This window comes from Amycolatopsis oliviviridis (genome assembly GCF_014654365.1).
In the GTDB taxonomy this organism is placed as follows: Bacteria; Actinomycetota; Actinomycetes; order Mycobacteriales; family Pseudonocardiaceae; genus Amycolatopsis; species Amycolatopsis oliviviridis.
This window is the reverse complement of record NZ_BNAY01000011.1, coordinates 105,521-124,503: the sequence shown is the minus strand read 5'-3', so window position 1 is coordinate 124,503 and position 18,983 is coordinate 105,521. Positions and strand designations below refer to the sequence as shown.

General features: G+C 70.0%; 17 protein-coding genes. 6 read left to right on the top strand and 11 right to left on the bottom strand.

What is annotated here, in order from left to right:
* Positions 1 to 3: 3 nt before the first annotated feature.
* From IE302_RS36580 to IE302_RS36565, 4 genes are read left to right on the top strand one after another with little or no spacing between them, the layout of a single operon-like run.
* Positions 4 to 1,416, top strand: coding sequence for a vWA domain-containing protein (locus IE302_RS36580; RefSeq protein WP_191259034.1), 1,413 nt, complete (start codon positions 4 to 6; stop codon positions 1,414 to 1,416).
* Positions 1,413 to 2,501 carry a GlnX family signal transduction membrane protein gene (locus IE302_RS36575; protein WP_191259033.1) on the top strand — a complete coding sequence of 363 codons (1,089 nt, stop codon included), beginning with the start codon at positions 1,413 to 1,415 and terminating at the stop codon, positions 2,499 to 2,501. Before IE302_RS36580 ends, IE302_RS36575 begins: the two co-directional genes overlap by 4 nt.
* Complete coding sequence (locus IE302_RS36570) at positions 2,498 to 3,787, top strand: ABC transporter substrate-binding protein (protein ID WP_191259032.1); 1,290 nt, start codon at positions 2,498 to 2,500, stop codon at positions 3,785 to 3,787. The genes IE302_RS36575 and IE302_RS36570 overlap by 4 nt, the downstream gene beginning before the upstream one ends.
* A gap of 10 nt (positions 3,788 to 3,797) precedes the next feature.
* On the top strand, positions 3,798 to 4,124 hold the full coding sequence (locus IE302_RS36565) for a CU044_2847 family protein (RefSeq protein ID WP_191259031.1): 327 nt from the start codon (positions 3,798 to 3,800) through the stop codon (positions 4,122 to 4,124).
* Positions 4,125 to 4,265: 141 nt separating this feature from the next.
* On the opposite strand, the gene IE302_RS36560 is transcribed toward IE302_RS36565, so the two are convergent.
* From IE302_RS36560 to IE302_RS36535, 6 genes are all read right to left on the bottom strand, one after another.
* Entirely contained in the window at positions 4,266 to 4,844 is a 579-nt protein-coding gene (locus IE302_RS36560; protein ID WP_191259030.1) for a TetR/AcrR family transcriptional regulator, read from the bottom strand.
* Positions 4,841 to 6,736, bottom strand: coding sequence for a YhgE/Pip domain-containing protein (locus IE302_RS36555; protein ID WP_191259029.1), 1,896 nt, complete (start codon positions 6,734 to 6,736; stop codon positions 4,841 to 4,843). Before IE302_RS36555 ends, IE302_RS36560 begins: the two co-directional genes overlap by 4 nt.
* The gene (locus IE302_RS36550; protein WP_191259028.1) at positions 6,733 to 7,440 is read right to left on the bottom strand and encodes an ATP-binding cassette domain-containing protein; all 708 of its coding nucleotides are present in this window, start codon (positions 7,438 to 7,440) and stop codon (positions 6,733 to 6,735) included. Before IE302_RS36550 ends, IE302_RS36555 begins: the two co-directional genes overlap by 4 nt.
* Positions 7,441 to 7,584: 144 nt before the next feature.
* Positions 7,585 to 8,514, bottom strand: a complete 930-nt coding sequence (locus IE302_RS36545) for a GNAT family N-acetyltransferase (RefSeq protein ID WP_191259027.1) — start codon at positions 8,512 to 8,514, stop codon at positions 7,585 to 7,587.
* A 32-nt stretch (positions 8,515 to 8,546) separates the two neighbouring features.
* A complete protein-coding gene (locus IE302_RS36540; RefSeq protein ID WP_191259026.1) occupies positions 8,547 to 9,449 on the bottom strand; it encodes a GNAT family N-acetyltransferase in 903 nt (300 codons plus the stop codon).
* The gene (locus IE302_RS36535; RefSeq protein ID WP_191259025.1) at positions 9,446 to 10,297 is read right to left on the bottom strand and encodes a class I SAM-dependent methyltransferase; all 852 of its coding nucleotides are present in this window, start codon (positions 10,295 to 10,297) and stop codon (positions 9,446 to 9,448) included. The genes IE302_RS36540 and IE302_RS36535 overlap by 4 nt, the downstream gene beginning before the upstream one ends.
* A 304-nt stretch (positions 10,298 to 10,601) precedes the next feature.
* Between IE302_RS36535 and rpsA the strand changes: the two genes are divergently transcribed.
* Positions 10,602 to 12,101: a 30S ribosomal protein S1 gene (gene rpsA, locus IE302_RS36530; RefSeq protein ID WP_005159322.1), complete on the top strand. Its 1,500-nt coding sequence runs from the start codon at positions 10,602 to 10,604 to the stop codon at positions 12,099 to 12,101.
* A gap of 187 nt (positions 12,102 to 12,288) precedes the next feature.
* Here rpsA and IE302_RS36525 read toward each other — a convergent pair whose 3' ends face one another.
* Positions 12,289 to 12,513, bottom strand: coding sequence for a hypothetical protein (locus tag IE302_RS36525; protein ID WP_191259024.1), 225 nt, complete (start codon positions 12,511 to 12,513; stop codon positions 12,289 to 12,291).
* Positions 12,514 to 12,710: 197 nt separating this feature from the next.
* On the opposite strand from IE302_RS36525, the gene coaE reads away from it, so the two are divergent.
* Positions 12,711 to 13,895, top strand: coding sequence for a dephospho-CoA kinase (gene coaE, locus IE302_RS36520; protein ID WP_191259023.1), 1,185 nt, complete (start codon positions 12,711 to 12,713; stop codon positions 13,893 to 13,895).
* Positions 13,896 to 13,898: 3 nt separating this feature from the next.
* Here coaE and IE302_RS36515 read toward each other — a convergent pair whose 3' ends face one another.
* The 4 genes from IE302_RS36515 to IE302_RS36500 all read right to left on the bottom strand — a co-directional run bounded on the left by IE302_RS36515 (position 13,899) and on the right by IE302_RS36500 (position 18,929).
* A complete protein-coding gene (locus IE302_RS36515) occupies positions 13,899 to 14,525 on the bottom strand; it encodes a response regulator (RefSeq protein ID WP_191259022.1) in 627 nt (208 codons plus the stop codon).
* Positions 14,522 to 15,790, bottom strand: coding sequence for a sensor histidine kinase (locus IE302_RS36510; protein ID WP_191259021.1), 1,269 nt, complete (start codon positions 15,788 to 15,790; stop codon positions 14,522 to 14,524). The genes IE302_RS36515 and IE302_RS36510 overlap by 4 nt, the downstream gene beginning before the upstream one ends.
* The gene (locus IE302_RS36505; RefSeq protein WP_191259020.1) at positions 15,787 to 17,307 is read right to left on the bottom strand and encodes an ArnT family glycosyltransferase; all 1,521 of its coding nucleotides are present in this window, start codon (positions 17,305 to 17,307) and stop codon (positions 15,787 to 15,789) included. Before IE302_RS36505 ends, IE302_RS36510 begins: the two co-directional genes overlap by 4 nt.
* An 89-nt stretch (positions 17,308 to 17,396) precedes the next feature.
* Positions 17,397 to 18,929: an ArnT family glycosyltransferase gene (locus tag IE302_RS36500; protein ID WP_191259019.1), complete on the bottom strand. Its 1,533-nt coding sequence runs from the start codon at positions 18,927 to 18,929 to the stop codon at positions 17,397 to 17,399.
* Between the last annotated feature and the right edge of the window lie 54 nt (positions 18,930 to 18,983).

Here is an 18,983-nt window from a genome sequence, read left to right as displayed (position 1 = left end):
TCGATGACGCGGCCGAGTCTGGGCATCGAGGTGCACCAGAACAAGTTCCTCGCGGAGGGCGACCGGGCGATGACCGCGATCGTCCGGGTCGTCTCGCGTGGCGGTGAAGGTACCGCCGGCCGGTCGGCCGCCGAGGTCCTGATGATCGACTGCTCCAGCTCGATGCGTTTCCCCAGCACCAAGATCGGCGAGGCCCGGCGGGCCGCCGCGGCGGCCATCGACGTCCTCCCCGACGGCGTGCGGTTCGCCGTCATCCAGGGCACCGAGCACGCGAACGTGATCTACCCGGCCGAGGACGGCCTGGTGACCGCTTCCGAGCGGACCCGGGCGGAGGCCCGTGCCGCTGTCGAGCGTCTCGTGGCGGTCGGCGGCACCGCGATGGGCGCCTGGCTCACCAAGGCCCGCGAACTCTTCGAACGGGCGCCCGACGCCGTCCGGCACGCGATCCTCCTCACCGACGGCCGCAACGATTCGCAGACCAGGGCCGCCCTGATGAGCGTGCTGAACAGCTGCGAGGGCCGGTTCGTCTGCGACGCCAGGGGAATCGGCGACGGCTGGGAACCCACCGAACTCACCCAGATCGGCCGGGTGCTGCGCGGGAACGTCGATTCCGTCGTCGACGACGACCGGCTCGCCGAGGATTTCCGGCAGCTCGTCGAGAGCGCGATGACGAAGGTGCTGCCCGAGGTCCGGCTGCGCATCGGCACCATGCCGTTCAGCAGGCTGCGGTCGGTCAAACAGGTGTTCCCGGACGAGTACGACCTCACCGACCGGTGTCAGGAGGTCGCCGTCCGCGAGCTGGAGCTCTCACTCGGTTCGTTCGCGAGCGAGGAGACGCGGGACTATCAGCTGATCCTCGATCTCGATCCCGACCTCGAACCCAGCCACGGACAGGACCGCCAGCTCGCTTGGACGGAACTCGTGCCCGTTCCGGGGGCGACGGCAGGCGAGGACGCGCTGCCCATCGCCGGGCGGTGGACGCACGATCCTGTCCCGCCGACGCTGGTTCACCCGATGGTCTCGAAATACGCGGCCCAGGCCGATCTCGGCGAAGCGCTGACCGCCGGCGGTGACGCCTACGCGGCGGGGGACCAGGCCGCGGCCGAGCAGTACTGGGGGAGGGCGGTCACCCTGGCCACGGCCGCGGGTGACGAAGAGACGCTCAGCCGTCTCTCGGGGGTCGTGGAGATCGTCGACGCGGAGAAAGGGGTCGTGCGCCTGCGCTCGGACGCGACGCGCAGTCACGCTTTGCACGTCGTCATCCCGTCGAGGGTTTCGGAAATCGCTCTTCCGCAGGAAGATCGGCCGATGCTCGATGCCTCGCCGGTCGCCTGCGCCGCCTGTCCCGCGCTTTCCCCCGCCGGGGCGAACTTCTGCGTCGGCTGCGGAAGACCGTTCGGCGAGGCGGTTTCGTGACGCCGACCCGGGTGCGGCTGGTCCGGCTCCGCACCGCGCTGCTGGCGCTCACCCTCGCGGTCCTGGTGGTCTCGCTGTGGGCGTTCCACAGTGTCCAGAACACCGCGGAGACCGTCCGCGACCGCACTTCGCAGGCGGTGCTCGAAGTGACCGCCGCCCGCGCGGCACTGGTGGCCGCCGACGCCGCCGCGGTCGCGAGTTTCGCCTCCGGCGAAGCGAAACTCGCCGGTCCGGGGCAGGAGTACGCGAATCAGCTGGCGCTGGCGAGCCAGAGCCTCGCGCGGGTCGCGGAGTTCAATCAGGCGGGGGAGGACGGCGGTAACGCGCTGCAGGTGGTGGAAAGCCAGGTCGCGGCCTACTCGGGCTCCATCGGGCAGGCCGACGTCCACTTCCGCCAGCCGGACGCCGCCGTGCTGGGCGCTGTCGATCTCTGGCACGCTTCACGGCTGCTGCACGCCCCCGGCGGGGTCCTGGAGGAGCTGGAAGCGTTGCAGGGCAGGCAACGTGACGCGCTGGACCGGCAGCTGTCGTCCACCGGGATGAGCCTCCCCTTGCTCCCGCTGTGGCTTCTGCCGGTGCTGGCCCTCCTGGTGCTTCTTGTGCTCACCCAGCTGTACCTGAAGAAACGCTTCCGCCGCGTGGCGAACGTCCCGTTGCTCGCGGCGACCGTGCTCGTCACCGCGATCGGGGCCGCCCTGGTGTTCACGCTGATCAGCCGCGACCGGCTGGATTCGGTCGGGGAGCGGCTCGACGGTGTCGCCGCCGCGCGGGGCGGGCAGATCCAGGCCGCCGACGACGCGGGCCAGCGACGGCTCGCCGACCTGCTGACCGAGTACTGCGACGAGGAGCAGGGATGCGGGTTCACGGCGGACGAATTCCGGTCGAAGGCGCGACAGACCACCACGGTGGCGACGGACAACACGCGGGTGGCGACGGCGGGCGTGAAGGCGGTGGCGGCCGACGCCTCCGACGCGGCCGAGTCCGGCGGCAGGGAGTTCCTGATCCCGGCGGGCACCCTGCTCGCGGGCGGACTGGTCCTGCTCGGGCTGCACGCCCGGATCGACGAATACCGGTACCGCCGGTGAAACGCCTGCTGGCTTCGGTGATGGCGCTGTCGCTGGTGGCGGGCGGCTGTTCGGCGTCGGTGGAGGACGGACCGGTCGTCGTCCTCGCGTCCTGGAGCGGGGAGGAGGAAAAGGCCTTCCGGCAGGTGCTGGACGCGTTCAAGGCCGACACCGGGATCGACTACCTCTACCAGGGAACGCGTGCCGTCGACCAGGTGCTCGCCTCCGACGTCCAGCGCGGTACCCCGCCGGACGTGGCCGTCCTGCCCAACGCGGGAGTGCTGGCCAAGTACCAGAAGTCGGGCGACCTGCTGCCGCTCGACGACGACCTCTCCACCGCCGTGAACCGGTCCTTCAGCCCGCAGTGGGTGACCCTCCAGAAGATCGGCACCCAGACGCTGTACGCGGTCGCGGTGAAGGCCGATCTCAAGAGCCTGATCTGGTACAACCCGGCCCGGCTGACCGGGATCCGCCCGACGACGTTCGAAGGTCTCCGCACGTTCTCCGCCGGGCTGACGGCGGCGGGCGGTACGCCGTGGTGTGTCGGGATGGGGGCCCCGCCCACCTCGGGCTGGCCGGGAACGGACTGGATCGAGGACATCCTGCTGCATTCGGCGGGCCCCGACCGGTACTGGCGGTGGGCGTCGGGCAGCCTGGACTGGACCTCACCGGAGGTCAAACAGGCTTGGCTGGACTGGGGTTCCGTACTCGAACCCGCCGCGATCCGCGGTGGCACCGCGGCCGCGCTGCTGACCGACTTCGGCGACGCGGGCAAGCGGATGTTCACCGACCCGCCGGGCTGCGCGCTCGAACACCAGGCGTCGTTCATCATGAGCCGCTACCAGAACTTCAAGCGGCCCGACGGGTCGTTCCCCGAGCCCGGCACCGATTTCGACTTCCTCTCCTTCCCCGGACGGGACGTCTCCGAGGTCGCCGCCGACCTGGCGGGCATGTTCAAGAACACGCCCCAGGCACGAAAACTGATCGAATACCTGGCCTCGGAGAAGGCACAGCGGATCTGGCCGTCGATTCCCCGCGCGAACGCGTTCTCCGCTCACAAGAAGCTCGGCCTCGACGTCTATCCGGACCAGGTGAGCCGGAAGGTCGCGGACACGATCACCTCGGCGTCCGCCTTGTGCTTCGACGCCTCCGACCTGATGCCCGCGACGATGACCGGCGCCTTCCACCGTGCCGTCCTGGAATACCTGAGCAACCGGGACCGGCTGGACATCCTGCTCAAGCAGCTCGACGACGTCAAGAAGAGCATCCAGCCCGGCGAATGGCTGGCAATCCCCTGTGGACAGTGAAGGAGCACCGGTGAACGACCTGGCGCGGTTCCCGCTCGAAGGCGGCGGTTCGGTAATCGTCGAGATCGACCCTGTCCGGGGCACTTCCCGGATCTCCCGGCGCGACGACCTGATCGAGGACACCAAGGGATCCTTCGAAGCGGCACTGGCGAACGTGCGGGACGCGGCCGCGGCGGCGCTGGACACCTTCCGGTCGATGACCAAGGGACCGGACGAGGTCGAGCTCAAGTTCGGTGTCAAGCTGACCGCGCAGGCGGGCGCGGTCATCGCGAAAACGGGGCTGGAGGGGAACTTCGAGGTGAAGCTGAAGTGGGTCCGGGAGACCGAAGACACGTGATCAGAGCCGGAACACGCGTGATCAGAGCCGGAACTCGCGCCGACCTTGTGTTCCGGCTCCAGTCACGCGAGATCCGGCTCCAAGCACGTGAGTTCCGGCCTTGATCACGCGAGATCCGGCTCCGATCACGCGAGATCCGCGTTAGCGCCCGAGACCCCGGACCAGCACCATCACCGATTCCCGGACATCGGCCCGCGTCCGCTTCGGCTGGAACACCTGCCAATCGAGGGCGACCACCAGCATCGTGCCGAACAACCCGGCCGCGGCGGTCGGGATCTGGACGCCGTCGGGCAGCCGCCCGGCGGCGTCCAGCCGGTGCAGCTGTTCGCGCACGATCGAGATGATCTCCTCGCGCAGCAAGGTCAGCGTCTCGTGCCAGGTGCCCGGCGTACGCCACATCTCGCTCACCAGGATCTGCGAGAAACCGGGGTATTCGGCGATGAACTCCAGCGCGCCGTCCACCTGCGCGGAGATGACGTCCATCGGATCGCCGTCGCCGGTGGCCGCGCGCAGCCGGTCCGCGAGCACGCCGACGCCGTAGCGCAGCAGTGCGTCGACCAGACCGTCCTTGCTGCCGAAGTTGTAGTAGACGGTGCCTTTGGCGACCTTCGCCTCGGCCGCGATGTCGTCGACCGTCAGCCCGACGAGGCCGCGGCTGGCGGACAGCCGCAGCGTCGCCTCGAACAACTTCTGCTTCGTCGCCTCGGCCCGGGGACTCACAACGCGAGCTCGGGTTTCAGCGCGGAAACCGTCCAGGTGCGCCGTTTCCGTGCCGCCAGCGTCGAAACGAGGATGCCGCCGACCAGATACGCCACCAGGACTCCGATGTCACCGAGGATCTCCATCGAGGCGCCACTGTAGAGCAGGTGCCGGAACCCGTCGATGGCGTAACCCATCGGCAGCACGATGTGCAACGGGTACAGCGCGTCCGGGATGGTCTGCCAGGGGAACGTGCCGCCCGCGCTCACCAGCTGAAGCACCAGCAGTACCAGGCCGAGGAACTTCCCGACGGCGCCGAAGAACGAGTTGAGCGCGTGCACCACGGCGGTGAACGTGAGCGACACCAGGATCGCGAACCCGATCGCGCCGAGCGGATGCGCGACGTCGATGCCGACCAGCCAGGTCACCGCGCCGAACAGCACGATCACCTGCGCTATCCCCAGCAGGGCCGAGGAAAGCCAGCCGCCGAGCGCGACCTTGAACGGCGACGCGCCGGCGGTCAGCGCGCGGGTGGAGAGCGGGCGCAGCAACAGGAACAGCACGAACGCGCCGATCCAGGTGGCCAGGGAGATGAAGAACGGGGCGAGGCCCGCGCCGTAGGTCCCGGCCGAGGCGACGCCGGAGGAGTTGACCGCGACCGGGTCGGCGATGGTGTTGGCGGTCGCCGCGCGGGTGGGGTCGTCGGGGTTCGGGATCTCCTTGAGCCCGGCGGCGAGCCCGTCGCGCAGTTGCACCGCGCCGTCGGCGAGCTGGTTCGTGCCGGTGACGGCGGTCTTCTCGCCGTCGTTCAGCTTCGCGGCGCCGTCCCGGATCTGCGTCGACGCGTCGGCTGCCTGCGCGATCCCGCTGGTGAGCTGCGGCGTGGCCGAGGCCAGCTGGTGCGCACCGTCGGACACTTGCCGCGCGCCGGACGCGAGCTGGACGAGCTGGCTGTTCGCGCCTTGGATCCTCGTGTTCGCCTGGTCGACCGGTGAGCGGAGGGTGTCGAGGCGGCTCAGGATCTCCTGGACCTTGGCCTCGGGGACCTCGGCGGCGCGCAGGTCCTGCGCGAGCTGGGTGCGGTAGCCGTCGAGTTTGGCCTGGATGTCGCCGGACGCCGTCGCCGCGAGCGAGGCCGCGTCGGAGACCTTCTGGTTCCCGTCGGCGACCTGACCGGCGCCGTCGGCGAGTTTCTGGGTCTGGGCGGGGAGCTGGGCGGTACTGGTTTTCAGGGTGCCGAGCCCGGTCGCGAGCTGTGAGCTGCCGGAGGCGAGCTGATTGGCGCCGTCGGCCAGTTGCTGCTGGCCAGTCTTGAGCTTGCCGGCGCCGTCGGCGAGCTGCGAAGCGCCGGTCGAGGCTTCCTGGATCTTGCCGTAGATCGTGGAGAAACCGACCAGGAACTTGTCCGCCGCCTCGCTGCCGACCTTCTCCGCGATCGTCTTGCGGACCTGTTCGGCCACCTGTTTCGCGATGGTGCCGGACAGATAGTTGTTGGCGTCGTTGGTGGTCAGCGTGATCGTCGCCTGCTGGGGCTGGAGGTTGCCCGAAGACAGCAGCGCGGTGGAGAAGTCGCGCGGGATGCCGATGGCGAACGAGTAGTTGTCGTTGCGGACGCCTTTGAGGGCCTCGTCCTGTGAGACCTCGTGCCACTGGAAGGTGCCGGACTTGACCAGTTCGTCGGTGACCTCGCGGCCGACGTTGCGTTCCGCGCCCGCCGAGTCCTTCGCGCCGGCGTCGGAGGTGAAGACGGCGGCGGGCAGCTTGTCGAGGCGCGAGTACGGGTCGTAGTTCGCGTAAAGGTAGAAGGACGCGTAGAGCAGCGGCACCAGGACGAGCGCGACCATGGCGAGCTTGGGCAGGACGCCACTGCTCAGCCGGCGCAGCTCGTTGGCGGCGATCCGGACGGGGTTCATTCCTGGTCTCCTGAAGTCTTCTCGGTGTCGTCCGCCACGGTCGCTTCCAGCGTCGTCTCCGCCGGGATCTCGACGGGTGCGCAGCGCACGGGATCGGGCTGGTCGAGAGCGCCGCACAGGGCGGGCTTCTCCGGCAGGGCCGAAACCGGGGTGGTGGCGGTCAGGACGATGACGGCGAGGCCGCGCTCGGCGTACTCGCGGGCGAGCCGCGCCCAGCTGTCGACGTCGCTGGTGTGCCTGTCCGGGGTGTCGAGCACGAGGACGCCGACGCCCTCGCGGTGCGCGGCGAGCGCGGTCAGCAGGCGGGTGCGCGTCACCGCTTCGAGGTTTTCGAAGCGGGTGGTGGCGAAGGCGGCGGCGTCGTGCTCGGCCAGCCAGCTCGCCACGGCGGCCTTGTTCGCCGGGCGTTTCGCCAGTTCGAGTTCCTCCCCGACGACGACCTGCAGCGACAACGCGCCGTCCGGTTCGCTCACGCCGGGGGAGTCGACGACGGCCACGACCTTCCGCGGGTCGCCGCCCTCGACGGTCACGGTCCCGGTGGCGGGCTTCAATCTGCCCGCCAAGGCCAGCCCGAAGGCGGTGACGCCGACTCCTGGCTCGCCGTGCACGATCGCCAGCTCACCGCCCGAGACGGTGAGCGAAGTAGGCGACAGCAACGTGCCGTGGGGTCCGGTCACGGACACCCTGTCGGCTTGAACCCGCACGAAGAACTCCCAGGTCGGCGACTCGTGGAACTTTTAAACTGACTGGTCAGTTCAAAAGTTAGCCCTGACCTGGGAGGTGCACAACCGAGGGGGGCCCACGTCACACGCAAGAGTGACGAAACCTCCGCAAACTGTGCATTTCGGCTAACGCAGGGCGGAAGCCGGGTGGACCTCCCAGGACGTCCACAGTGGACGATAACCCTGCCGGTGCCAGAACACCGAGGAGAGCGGGTTGGTCGGGTTGTAGTAGAGGTACGTGCCGTCCGCGCCGTCGGCGGAGAACTCCTTGTGCACCACGGACATCAAGGCCTGGCCGAGGCCGCCGCCGCGCAGGCCCGGCACGGTGACGACGTTGTTGACGTAACCCCAGCGGCCGTGGGGGAGCAGTTCGGCCTCGGCCGACCCCGGCGACGAGGTGATCCAGGCGCCGTGCGCGAACGCGGCGACGCGGGCGTCCCGTTCGGCCAGCCACAGCAGCGGGGCGTCCTTGTCGAGGGCGCGTTCCAGCGCCGGGGCGAGCAGCTCGGCGGCGTTCGCGCGGTGCCGGGTCGCGACCTGGCCGATGTAGTCGTGGGTCGACACGGCCATCGCGAGGACGTCGTCGAAGTCGTCCTTCCTGGCCCGGCGGACGGCCACGCCGTCGTCGGCCTTCTCGTCGCGGTGGCATCCGGTGCGCACGGCGAGCGCGGACATCGGCACCAGCCCGTGGTCGAGGAACGCGCGGATCGCCTCGGCGTCCCGGCTTGGCCAATTCACCACGCAGGACGAATCCTCGCCGGGTGATTCGGCGTCCATCCACGTCCGCCAGGCGCGCAGCAGGACGTCCATGCCCTCGGTGCCGGTGTTCCCGACGAACGGGAACAGCTGGCGCACGTCGGCGGCGGACCAGAGCAGCGGGACGTCGTCCGGACCATGCAATTGGCGCTGGACCACACCGGTGACCTGGACGCCCGACGCGGTCGCGGCGTCGACGCGCTCGCCGACGACCGGGGGCGGGGCCGCTTCGGGCAGCTGCCTGTCGATCGCCGCGAACCGTGCGCGGTGCGCGTCGAACAACGTCTTCTCGATTTCCATCCTGTCCCCAGGGTCGGCCGCGCCCGTCGCCGCTACCGCAGGGCCGAGGCTGGGCTGGCCGCCCACGTCGTCCACAGAGGACGATAACCCTGCCGGTGCCAGAAGACCGGGGAAAGCGGATTGGCCGGATTGTACGAGACGAAGGTACCGCGCAGCGACGGCGAGAACAGCTCGTCGTGCGCGACGGCCGTCAGCGCGCGCCCGATCCCGCGGCCCCGGGCGGCCGCGGTGACCGCCAGCGTGCCGAGGTAGCCCCACTCGCCGGGCCGCAGCCGTCCGGCGAGCGCGTCACCGGGGATCGGCGAACGCTTTCCGCTGGTCACAATCCCGACCGTGACGCCGTCCTCTTCGGCGACCCAGACGCGGCCGCCGAACTGCAGGCCGCGCCGGACCTCTTCCGCGAGCAGGGTCGCGGCCCCGGGCCGGACGACGCCGTGACCGACGAACGAGGTGTAGCGAAGTTCTTCGAAACGAAGGGCGGCGATCTCCTCCAGGTCGCCGCCGGAGGACTCCCGGACGGTCACGCCCGGCACCGAACACGCCTCGCCCTTGGCGGGCGCGCGGACGGCCAGCGCCAGCTGCGGCGCGAGCCCGTGGTCGAGCAGGGCCCGCGCGACCTCGGCGTCCCGGCTGGGCCAGGTGACCGTGCACGACGAATCGGGTTCGGCGTCGGCGAGCGCGACCCGCTCGCGCCAGGCGGACAGCAGCGCGCTCATCCCCGCGCCGGCGTCGCGCGGGAGGACCGCCGAAAGGATCTGCAGATGCGCCGGGCTCCACAGCCGCTGCCAGGAACCCGCCGGGAACCGCACGTGCGCGATCGTCCCGGCGGCGCCACCCGCTTCGAGGGGCTCCCCGCGCGGGAGCGGAGGTGGCGGCGGAAGCAGGGGGTCGAGCGCGGCGAACCGCGCCCGCTGGCACTCCGCCGCCGAGGTCATCCCCGCTGGGTGCAGAAGATCGCGGTGCCCGGGAAGAGCTTGCCGCGCAAGGGGCTCCACTGTCCCCAGGTGCGGGAGTGACCTTCCGGCCAGGCGGGCTCGATGAGGTCCGTCAGCGCGAAACCGGCGTCGGCGAGCGCGCGGACGTAGTCGCCGATGGTGCGGTGGTACTCGACGTAGGTCGCGACACCCTCTTCGTCGACCTCGACGTACGGCGTGCGGTCGAAGTATGGCTGGGTGACGGTGAGGCCTTGCGGGCCGGGATCGTCGGGGAAGATCCACCGCATCGGGTGAGTCACCGAGAACACCCAGCGGGAGCCCGGCCGGAGCACCCGGTGCACTTCGGCGAACACGACGTCGACGGAGGCCACGAACGGGACCGCGCCGAAGGCCGAGCACGCCGCGTCGAAGCTCGCGTCGGCGAACGGGAGCGACTCCGCGGTCGCCTGCACGAGCGGGACCGGGGTGCCGGTGCGCTCGTTGCCTTCCCGCGCGTGCCGGAGCATGCCCGCCGAAAGATCGGTCGCCACCGCGTCGGCGCCCTGCGCGGCGAGCCAGCGCGAACAGGCCGCCTGCCCGCAGCCGACTTCGAGGATCCGTTTGCCGCCGACTTCACCCAGGAGCGCGACGTCGGCCTCGCGGACGCCCTCTGGGCACCAGACGAAGTCCGCGTCGCCGAGGAAACCGCCGTGGGTCGCTTGGTAGTCGTCGGCGTCGGCGTCCCACCACGCCAGGTTCGCGGCCGTCGCCTCCGGCGCGGAGACCGCCCGATAGGCGACCCCCGCGGTGCCGAGCCGCTCCTCGGCCTGCGCGTGCCGTTCGGGCTCCGTGACGGACTGCTGACTCAAACCGATATCCTTTCCCCAGGTCAGGGCTGTGGGGGAGAGCTTATCCGCCCGGCGTGATCGCGGTAGGCACCCTGATTGTGCCGTGTACAGGGGGCCGCGTAGGATATCTGTTAGCGCAGTGGGTTCGCGCTACTCTTTCCCCCGGTTCGCTCAGCGTCCGGGTCAGGGGGTCGCGCACCGTATGCGGTGATACTCGCGGTCGTTCCCTGTGGACGTTTGCAAATGTGGTCGCCTCATGCCGGAAGAGCCCATGGTGCCCTAACTGCAAACCCACTACTTCCCATCCACCGGAGCAACCCGCCTAATGACGACCGACACCGCCACCGCCCCGACCGCCCCCGCCGGGCCCCAGCAAGTCGCTATCAACGACATCGGGTCGGAGGAAGACTTCCTCGCTGCGATCGACAAGACGATCAAGTACTTCAACGATGGCGACATCGTCGAAGGAACGATCGTCAAGGTCGATCGCGATGAGGTCTTGCTCGACATCGGCTACAAGACCGAGGGTGTCATCCCCTCGCGTGAGCTCTCCATCAAGCACGATGTCGACCCGGCTGAGGTTGTCACCGTCGGCGATGAGGTCGAAGCCCTGGTTCTCCAGAAGGAGGACAAGGAAGGCCGTCTGATCCTGTCCAAGAAGCGTGCGCAGTACGAGCGCGCCTGGGGCACGATCGAGGAGCTCAAGGAGAAGGACGAGCCCGTCAAGGGCACCGTCATCGAGGTCGTCAAGGGCGGCCTCATCCTGGACATCGGCCTGCGCGGCTTCCTGCCGGCGTCGCTGGTCGAGATGCGCCGCGTGCGCGACCTGCAGCCGTACGTCGGCCGCGAGCTCGAGGCGAAGATCATCGAGCTGGACAAGAACCGCAACAACGTGGTCCTGTCCCGCCGCGCCTACCTGGAGCAGACCCAGTCCGAGGTGCGCAGCGAGTTCCTCAACGCGCTCGCCAAGGGCCAGGTCCGCAAGGGCGTCGTGTCGTCCATCGTCAACTTCGGTGCCTTCGTGGACCTGGGTGGCGTCGACGGCCTGGTGCACGTCTCCGAGCTGTCCTGGAAGCACATCGACCACCCGTCCGAGGTCGTCGAGGTCGGCCAGGAGGTCACGGTCGAGGTTCTGGACGTCGACATGGACCGCGAGCGCGTCTCGCTGTCGCTGAAGGCGACCCAGGAAGACCCGTGGCGTCAGTTCGCCCGCACCCACGCGATCGGCCAGATCGTGCCGGGCAAGGTCACCAAGCTCGTCCCGTTCGGTGCGTTCGTGCGCGTCGAGGAGGGCATCGAGGGCCTGGTGCACATCTCCGAGCTGGCCGAGCGCCACGTGGAGATCCCGGAGCAGGTCGTCCAGGTCAACGGCGACGTGATGGTCAAGGTCATCGACATCGACCTCGAGCGTCGTCGCATCTCGCTGTCGCTGAAGCAGGCGAACGAGGGCGTCACGCCGGAGACCGAGTTCGACCCGACTCAGTACGGCATGGCCGCCGAGTACGACGCCGAGGGCAACTACATCTACCCCGAAGGCTTCGACCCGGACACCCAGGAGTGGCAGGAAGGCTTCGACAAGCAGCGTGAGGAGTGGGAGCGTCAGTACGCCGAGGCTCACACCCGCTACGAGGCTCACATGAAGCAGGTCGTCAAGGCCGCCGAGGCCGACGCGGAAGCCGCGGCCGACGCCGCGACCGGTGTCACCTCCGGCGACTCGGGCGAGCAGAGCTACACCTCCGCTCCGGCCGAGGCCAAGAGCGGCGGCACGCTCGCCAGCGACGAGCAGCTCGCAGCTCTCCGCGAGAAGCTGTCGGGCGGCGCGTGATCCAGGCGCTCAGCCAGTAGCTGACAGACAGCGGCCCCGGTCCATCTCGGACCGGGGCCGCTGTCTTTTCGCATTTCGTCCTCTGGATGCGTTCCTTGCGCGTGCAACTACCGCATCCAGAGGACGAAACGCGCACGAGACAACCCCCGCATTCAGAGGACTAAATGCGGGGGTGGAGGGGAAGCGGTCAAGAGGTGGCGGGCCGGACGGCCGGCACCCAGATGCGTTCGAGAGCGGCCGCGCGGGCCTTGCGACGGAGCCCGGCGAAGCTGTGCTTGGCGGGGACCAGGAGCGCGCTCAGCCAAGTCCGCCGGTATTCGGCGAGGGCTTCGGCCACGGGACGATGAAGGACACAGTGCACCAGGCCCGGCGTTCCGAGCCGGTGCCTTCCGACGTGCTTGCCGTCTGACATCGTTCCTCCGTGTGGGCTACCTTCGCCGCGCACGGTACGCAATCAAGCCCCCGAAGCCGCGTAACCGCCCGGCGTGTCACCCGTAAAGGTTGAGTCTCGCGTCACGATGATCTTGCCTTTTACCTCCTTCTGTGCCGGACGTGCTTATCCGGTGACCCTGCGCGGTCACCCCTGATCGCGCCACTAGGCTGATCGTCATGCTGCGTGTGGGCCTGACCGGCGGGATCGGCGCCGGAAAATCGACGGTGGCGAACCGGCTTTCCGAGCACGGCGCCGTCCTCATCGACTCCGACAAGATCGCCAGGGAGGTCGTCGAGCCGGGCACGCCGGGTCTCGCCGAGCTCGTCGAGGCGTTCGGGGAAGACATCCTCGCGTCCGATGGTTCGCTCGATCGCGCAGCGCTCGCCGCGAAGGCGTTCGCCGGCGAAGACTCCCGCAAGCTGCTGAACTCGATCGTCCACCCCAAGGTCGGCGCCCGGACGGCCGAGTTGATGGCGGCCGCGGGACCGGACGCGATCGTCGTCCACGACATCCCGCTGCTCGTCGAAGGCGGGCTCGCGCCGATGTACCACCTCGTCGTCGTGGTCGACGCGCCGGAAGAGGTCCGGGTCCGCCGTCTGGTCGAGTCGCGGGGGATGGCCGAGTCCGACGCGCGCGCCAGGATCAAGGCGCAGGCCACGACCGAGCAGCGCCGGGCGGTGGCCGACGTCTGGTTCGACAACAGCGGCGCCCCCGACATCGTGCTAGCCGACGTCGACGCGCTGTGGGCGGACAGGCTGACCCCGTTCGAAGCGAACGTGCGGCTCCGCAAGCCGCGGGCGCCGATGTCGCCGAAGATCGCGGAGTACGACCCGACGTGGCCCGTGCAGGCCGAGCGGGCGCTCGCCCGGATCCGCGTTGTGGTGGGCGACAATGCCGTGCGCGTCGATCACATCGGTTCGACCTCGGTGCCGGGGCTGCCCGCGAAGGACATCCTCGACCTCCAGCTGACGGTGTCCACTTTGGACAAGGCCGACGAACTGGCGGACGCGCTCTCCGACGCCGGGTTCCCCCGTGCGGAAGGCGAGTGGTTCGACGACGCGCACGGTGAAGAGGGCACCTGGCCGAAGCGGTTCCACTTCGGCGGCGACCCGCGCCGCCCGGTCAACCTGCACGTCCGGTCCCAGGAAACGCCTGCCTGGCGGCTCGCGCTGCTCTTCCCGGAGTGGCTGCGGCAGAACCCGGACGAACGCGACGCCTATGCGGCGGTCAAGAACGCCATGGCCACGAAGCACGCCGGCGACGGGACAGTCGAGCGCTACACCGACGAAAAGCAGGTCTGGGTCGACGCGGCCTTCACCCGCGCCGACGCGTGGGCGGCGTCGACGGGCTGGACCCCGTAGGCCTCAGCTTCCGAGAAGTCCTCGTTCGAACGCGGTCGCGACGGCGGCCGCGCGGTCCTTCACCCCGAGCTTGGCGTAGGCGTGCACGAGGTGCGTCTTCACCGTGGCCTCGCTGATGAACAGCAGCTTCGCGGCCTCCTTGTTGGTCGAACCGCGCGAGATCAAGGTGAGGACTTCGAGCTCGCGGCGGCTCAGCGGTTCCGGCGCGGGTGCGCGCATCCTGCCCAGGATCAGGTCGGCGACGGCGGGGGAGAGCACCGCTTCGCCGCGCGCCGTCGCCCGGACCGCGCGGAAGAGCTCCTCGCGAGGCGCGTCCTTGAGCAGGTAACCGGTCGCGCCCGCTTCGATCGCCGGGACGACGTCGGTGTCCGTGTCGTAGGTCGTCAGCACGAGGATTCGCGCGGGATTACGGAGTTTCGCCAGCTTCGCGATCGCCGCCACCCCGCCGGAGCCCGGCATCCGCAGGTCCATCAGCACGACGTCGGGGCGGAGTTTCTCCGCCAGTGCCACGGCTTCATCGCCCGAGGACGCTTCCCCGAGCACTTCGAATCCCTGGTCCGCGGTGAAGATCCCGCGCAGCCCGTCACGGACGATGGGATGGTCGTCGGTGATCAGCAGCGTGATCGTCATGGCCGGGCCTCCAGCGCGATGGCGGGCAGATTGGCCGAAACGGCGGTCCCGCCGCCCGGCTCCGATTCGAGATGCAGCGTTCCCGCCAGCCGGGCGACGCGGGCGCGCATCCCGGGAACACCGAAGCCGCTGTCACCCGACGGCCGCGCGGTGTCCGGCTCGAACCCCCGGCCGTCGTCCCGGATGTCGACGGTCACCTGATCGGCCATGTAGGACAGCGTGAGCCCGACGATCGCGGCGGCGGCGTGCTTCTCGACGTTGGTCAGTGCCTCCTGCGTGATCCGCAGCAGCGTCGCCTCGATCTCGGGATGCAGCGCCCGCGCGGTCCCGGTGGTGGTGAACCGGACTTCGATCCCGGTCCTCCCGCTCCACAGCCGGGAGACCTCGTCGAGCGCGTCGGGCAGGGTCGCGGTGGCCAGCGGCTGCGGGCCGAGCGCGCGCACCGAACGCCGGGCGGCGGTCAGGTTTTCCCGCGCCAGTGCCATCGCGGAGCCGACGTGCCGCTGCCACTCCGCAGGTTCGTTCTTCGCCTCGTCCGCGGCTTCCAGCTGGGTGATGATGCCGGTGAAACCCTGGGCGAGCGTGTCGTGGATTTCCTGGCTCAGCCGCTGACGCTCGTCGAGGACGCCCGCTTCGCGCGCCTGGCTCAGCAGTTGCCGTTGCAGGACCGCGTTCTCCTCCTGGGCGGCGGCCAGTTCGTCGAGCATGCGCTTGCGTTCCGCGTGCTGCCGCGCCATCGCCGACGAGGCGAGTCCGCCCCCGCCGACGGCGGCCGTCTGCACCAGCGTGATCACGGTCCACAGCGCGGGCTGCTCGGCGAACGCCCGCACCGGGCCGCCGTCGGGCATCGTGTTGATCAGCGCGGAGACCACGAAGATCCCGGCCAGCGACAGCGGGGCGGGCCGAAGCCGCATCGCGTCGAAGAACCCGGTGATCATGAAGATGAGGAAGACCGTGTCGTGTCCTTCGAGCACCGCGGCGATCGCGACGAGCCCGGCGAACGAAACCGCGGCCACGACGGGATGTCCGGCCCACCGCTCGGGCAGCAGCGTGAAGGTGAGCAGAAGCCAGACCGCGGCGATCCCCACCAGCCCCAGGGTGACCGCCGGATCCCGGCCGGAGAGCAGGAGACTGAGCACCGTGCTCAGCGCCAGCAGCGCGTACGGGAGGAAGTTCTCGATCCGGCCGCTCCACGGCCGCCACGGCGAATCCCCCTCGTCGGGCGACGGCCACAGCGAGTCCTGCCACCGGATCCAACTGGTCATACCCGGAATTCCCGCAATCCCGGCCACGCGGACGCCCAGGATTCGGTGTGGCCGGTGACGAGCCAGATCGGCATTTCGCGGCTCACGTTGCGGACGCCGAGTTCGTTGTCCACGCGGGAAACGATCCGGGCATCGGTGAAGGAACGCAGCAGTCGCGCCGGATCGGGCCCGACGAACAGCACGCTGTCCGCGGTCTCGGGCGGATGGCCGAAGTACCAGAAGCCCCGGCTCGGGCTGTACGCGGCGGGGAGCCCGTAGTCGGCGCCGTACCGGTCCAGCGCTCCGGCCTGCCAATACCCGGCGGTGACGAGCGTGGTGCGCGCCCGCTGCTCCGGTGGGAGCCGGTGATAGGCGTCCGCGACCGAACGGGCGAGATCCGGCCAGCCGATCTCCTCCAGCGCGTACGCCGGGCGCGGGACGTCCCGGCCTTCGGCGAGCCAGGCGGCGGGCCACACCGGCAGCGCGTAGGGGAGGGTGTACAGCGCGGAGAGCAGGAACACCGGCCAGGTCGGGATCCAGCGGAACCACAAGGACGGCTTCAGCTGTCCGAAGTGGACGGCCGCACCCGCCCACAGCACCCCGAACATCCCCGCCGCGTAGTAGTACCGGCCGTTGGACAGGATGAACAGGGCGATCACGCCGACGGTGGCCCAGCCGAGGAACCGGAACTCCCGCAGCTTCGCCGAGAACAGCAGCACCCAGAGTCCATAAAGGACACCGATGACACCGATGCCCAGCCCGGCGCCGGTCAGCAGGGCGGGCAGGAATCCGGCGCGGCCGCTCCAGCCACCGGTGGTCTCGTGCGCGATGACGTCGCCCATCTCCAGCTGCGGCCAGCCGTTCGAGGCCTGCCACCAGAGGGTGGGCACCAGCGAGAGCGCGGCGATCCCCGCGCCGATCCAGAGTTTGGGCCTGCGCAACAGATCCCGGGGACCGAAGACGAGGATCGCGACGCCGGCGGCGACCCAGAAGGTCGCGATGAGGAGCTTGACGTTCAGCGCGACGGCGGTGGCGACACCCAGCCACAGCAACAGGTTGTCGTCCCGGGTCCGCATCCACCGCACGAGCAGCCACGCGATGAGCGCCCACAGCGCCGGGTCGATCGTCGAGGTGGCCAGGTAGTGCCCGCTGCCGAGGAACTGCCCGCAGATCGCGTACGCGGCGGCGGCGCGGGTCTGCGCCCGGCGGTCGCCGCCCATCTCGTAGGCGATGAGGCCGGTGAACACCACGCCGGCGGCCGTCGCGAGGACGGCGGGGAGGCGGAAGACGAAGACGTTGCCCGGCGCGAGCGAATCCATCGCCAGCGCCAGGAACGGGAGTGCCGGCGGCTGGTCGGCGTATCCCCAGGCCAGCCGCTTCCCGGCGGACAGGAAGTACAGTTCGTCGCCGAAGTAGCCGTATCGCCACGCCGTCGCCAGCAGGGCCGCCGCGGCCGCGGCGGCGAGCAGCGCCACCGGGAGCCGGGCGAACGCCACACCGGACGCGGTCGGTGTTTCGGCCGCGCTGGCGGCTTCCATCCAGTCCTCGCAGATCCCTCGGGTGCCGGTCCTCTCGCACCTTACGTGCCACCGGAGTGGCGCGTCGGGCGTGGGAGGACCGGCGAGGCTCAGAAGCCCCAGTCCGTGAGTTTCGGCCACACCGTGTCCCAGCTCCCGGTCCGGCCGGTGGCCAGCCAGATCTTCATGCCCTGACTCACGTTCGGGATCCCGGCCCGGTTGTCGAGCGCGCCCACCTCGCGCACTCGCGTGAAGTACGGCACAAGCACCGACGGGTCGTTCCCGACGAACAGGATGTCCCGTGCCGATTCCGGCGGCCTCGGCAACGTCACGTAACCGCGGTTGGGGCTCGACGGCGACGGAAGGCCCAGCTCGGGTCCATAGTGGTCGATGGCACCGGCCTGCCAGTACTTCGCCGTGACGATGCCGGTGCCCGCCGGGTCCGGGACGGCGCGGTAGGCCTGCGCCACCGACTCGGTGATCTCCCGCCAGCCGACCTCCTCGTCGGCGAAGAGCGGCCGCGCCCAGTCCGGCGTGCTCGTCAGCGTCGACTGCGGGAGGATCGGCAGCGTCTGCGGGATCGCGATCGCCGCGGCCACGACGTACACCGGCCAGGTGGCGATCCAGCGCCAGTACTTCGACGCCTGACCCGCTTCGATCTCCACCGCGGCGGCGGCGAACAGCGGGGCGAACATCCCCGCCGCGTAGTAGTACCGCCCGTTCGCCAGCAGGAACACGGCGAGCACGCCGAGCGCCGTCCATCCCAGGAACCGGTACGGCCGCAGGCGTTCGGAGCGCAGCAGCCGCCACAGGCCGTAGCAGAGCAGGACCATCCCCACCGGAACCCCCGCGGTCACCACCAGCGTCGGGACGAACGTGACCCGCCCACCCCAGCCTTCCGAGACCTCCTGGGAGATGGCCGCTCCCATGGTCAGCTGCGGCCAGCCGTTCGCCGCCTGCCAGACGAGCGTGGGCGCGATCATCGCGGCGGCGATCAGCGCGCCGATCCAGAGCGCCGGACGGCGGACGAGGTCGCGGGGTCCGACGGCCACCGCGGCGGCCAGCGCGACGACCCAGAACGCCCCGATGAGGAACTTCGTGTTCAGCGCGAAGCCGGTCGCCACGCCGCTCCAGAGCAGGAGCCCGTCCGCGCGGGTCCGCGTCCACCGGACGAGCAGCCAGAGCACCAGTGTCCACAGGAACGGGTCCAGGGTGCTGGTCGCCAGGTAGTGCCCGCCGCCGAGCATCTGGATCGACACCGCGAACGTCCCCGCCGCGATCACCTGCGCCCGGCGGCCGCCGCCCAGTTCCCTGGCGATCAACGCGGTCAGCACGACCCCCGCGACCGTCGCCAGCATCGCCGGGATCCGCAGGACGAACGGCGAATCGGCGCCGAACGCGTCCATCAGGCGTGCCAGGAGCGGCAAGAGCGGCGGCTGGTCGGCATACCCCCAGTCCAGATGTCGACCGGCCGCCAGGAAATAGAGTTCGTCGCCGAAATAGCCGTACCGGCCCGCCGTCGCCGCGAGGACCGCGCCCATCGCGCCGGCGATCGCCAGCACCGGTGTCCTGGCGAACGGCGCGATTCCCGCGTCTCGTCGTCCGCCGATCCGTTCTCGGACTCCCTCGGTCTCGATGACCATCGGTATCCGCCCCCTCTCGATCGGTTCGTGATCGAGAGTCCCGTGAGGGCGGCC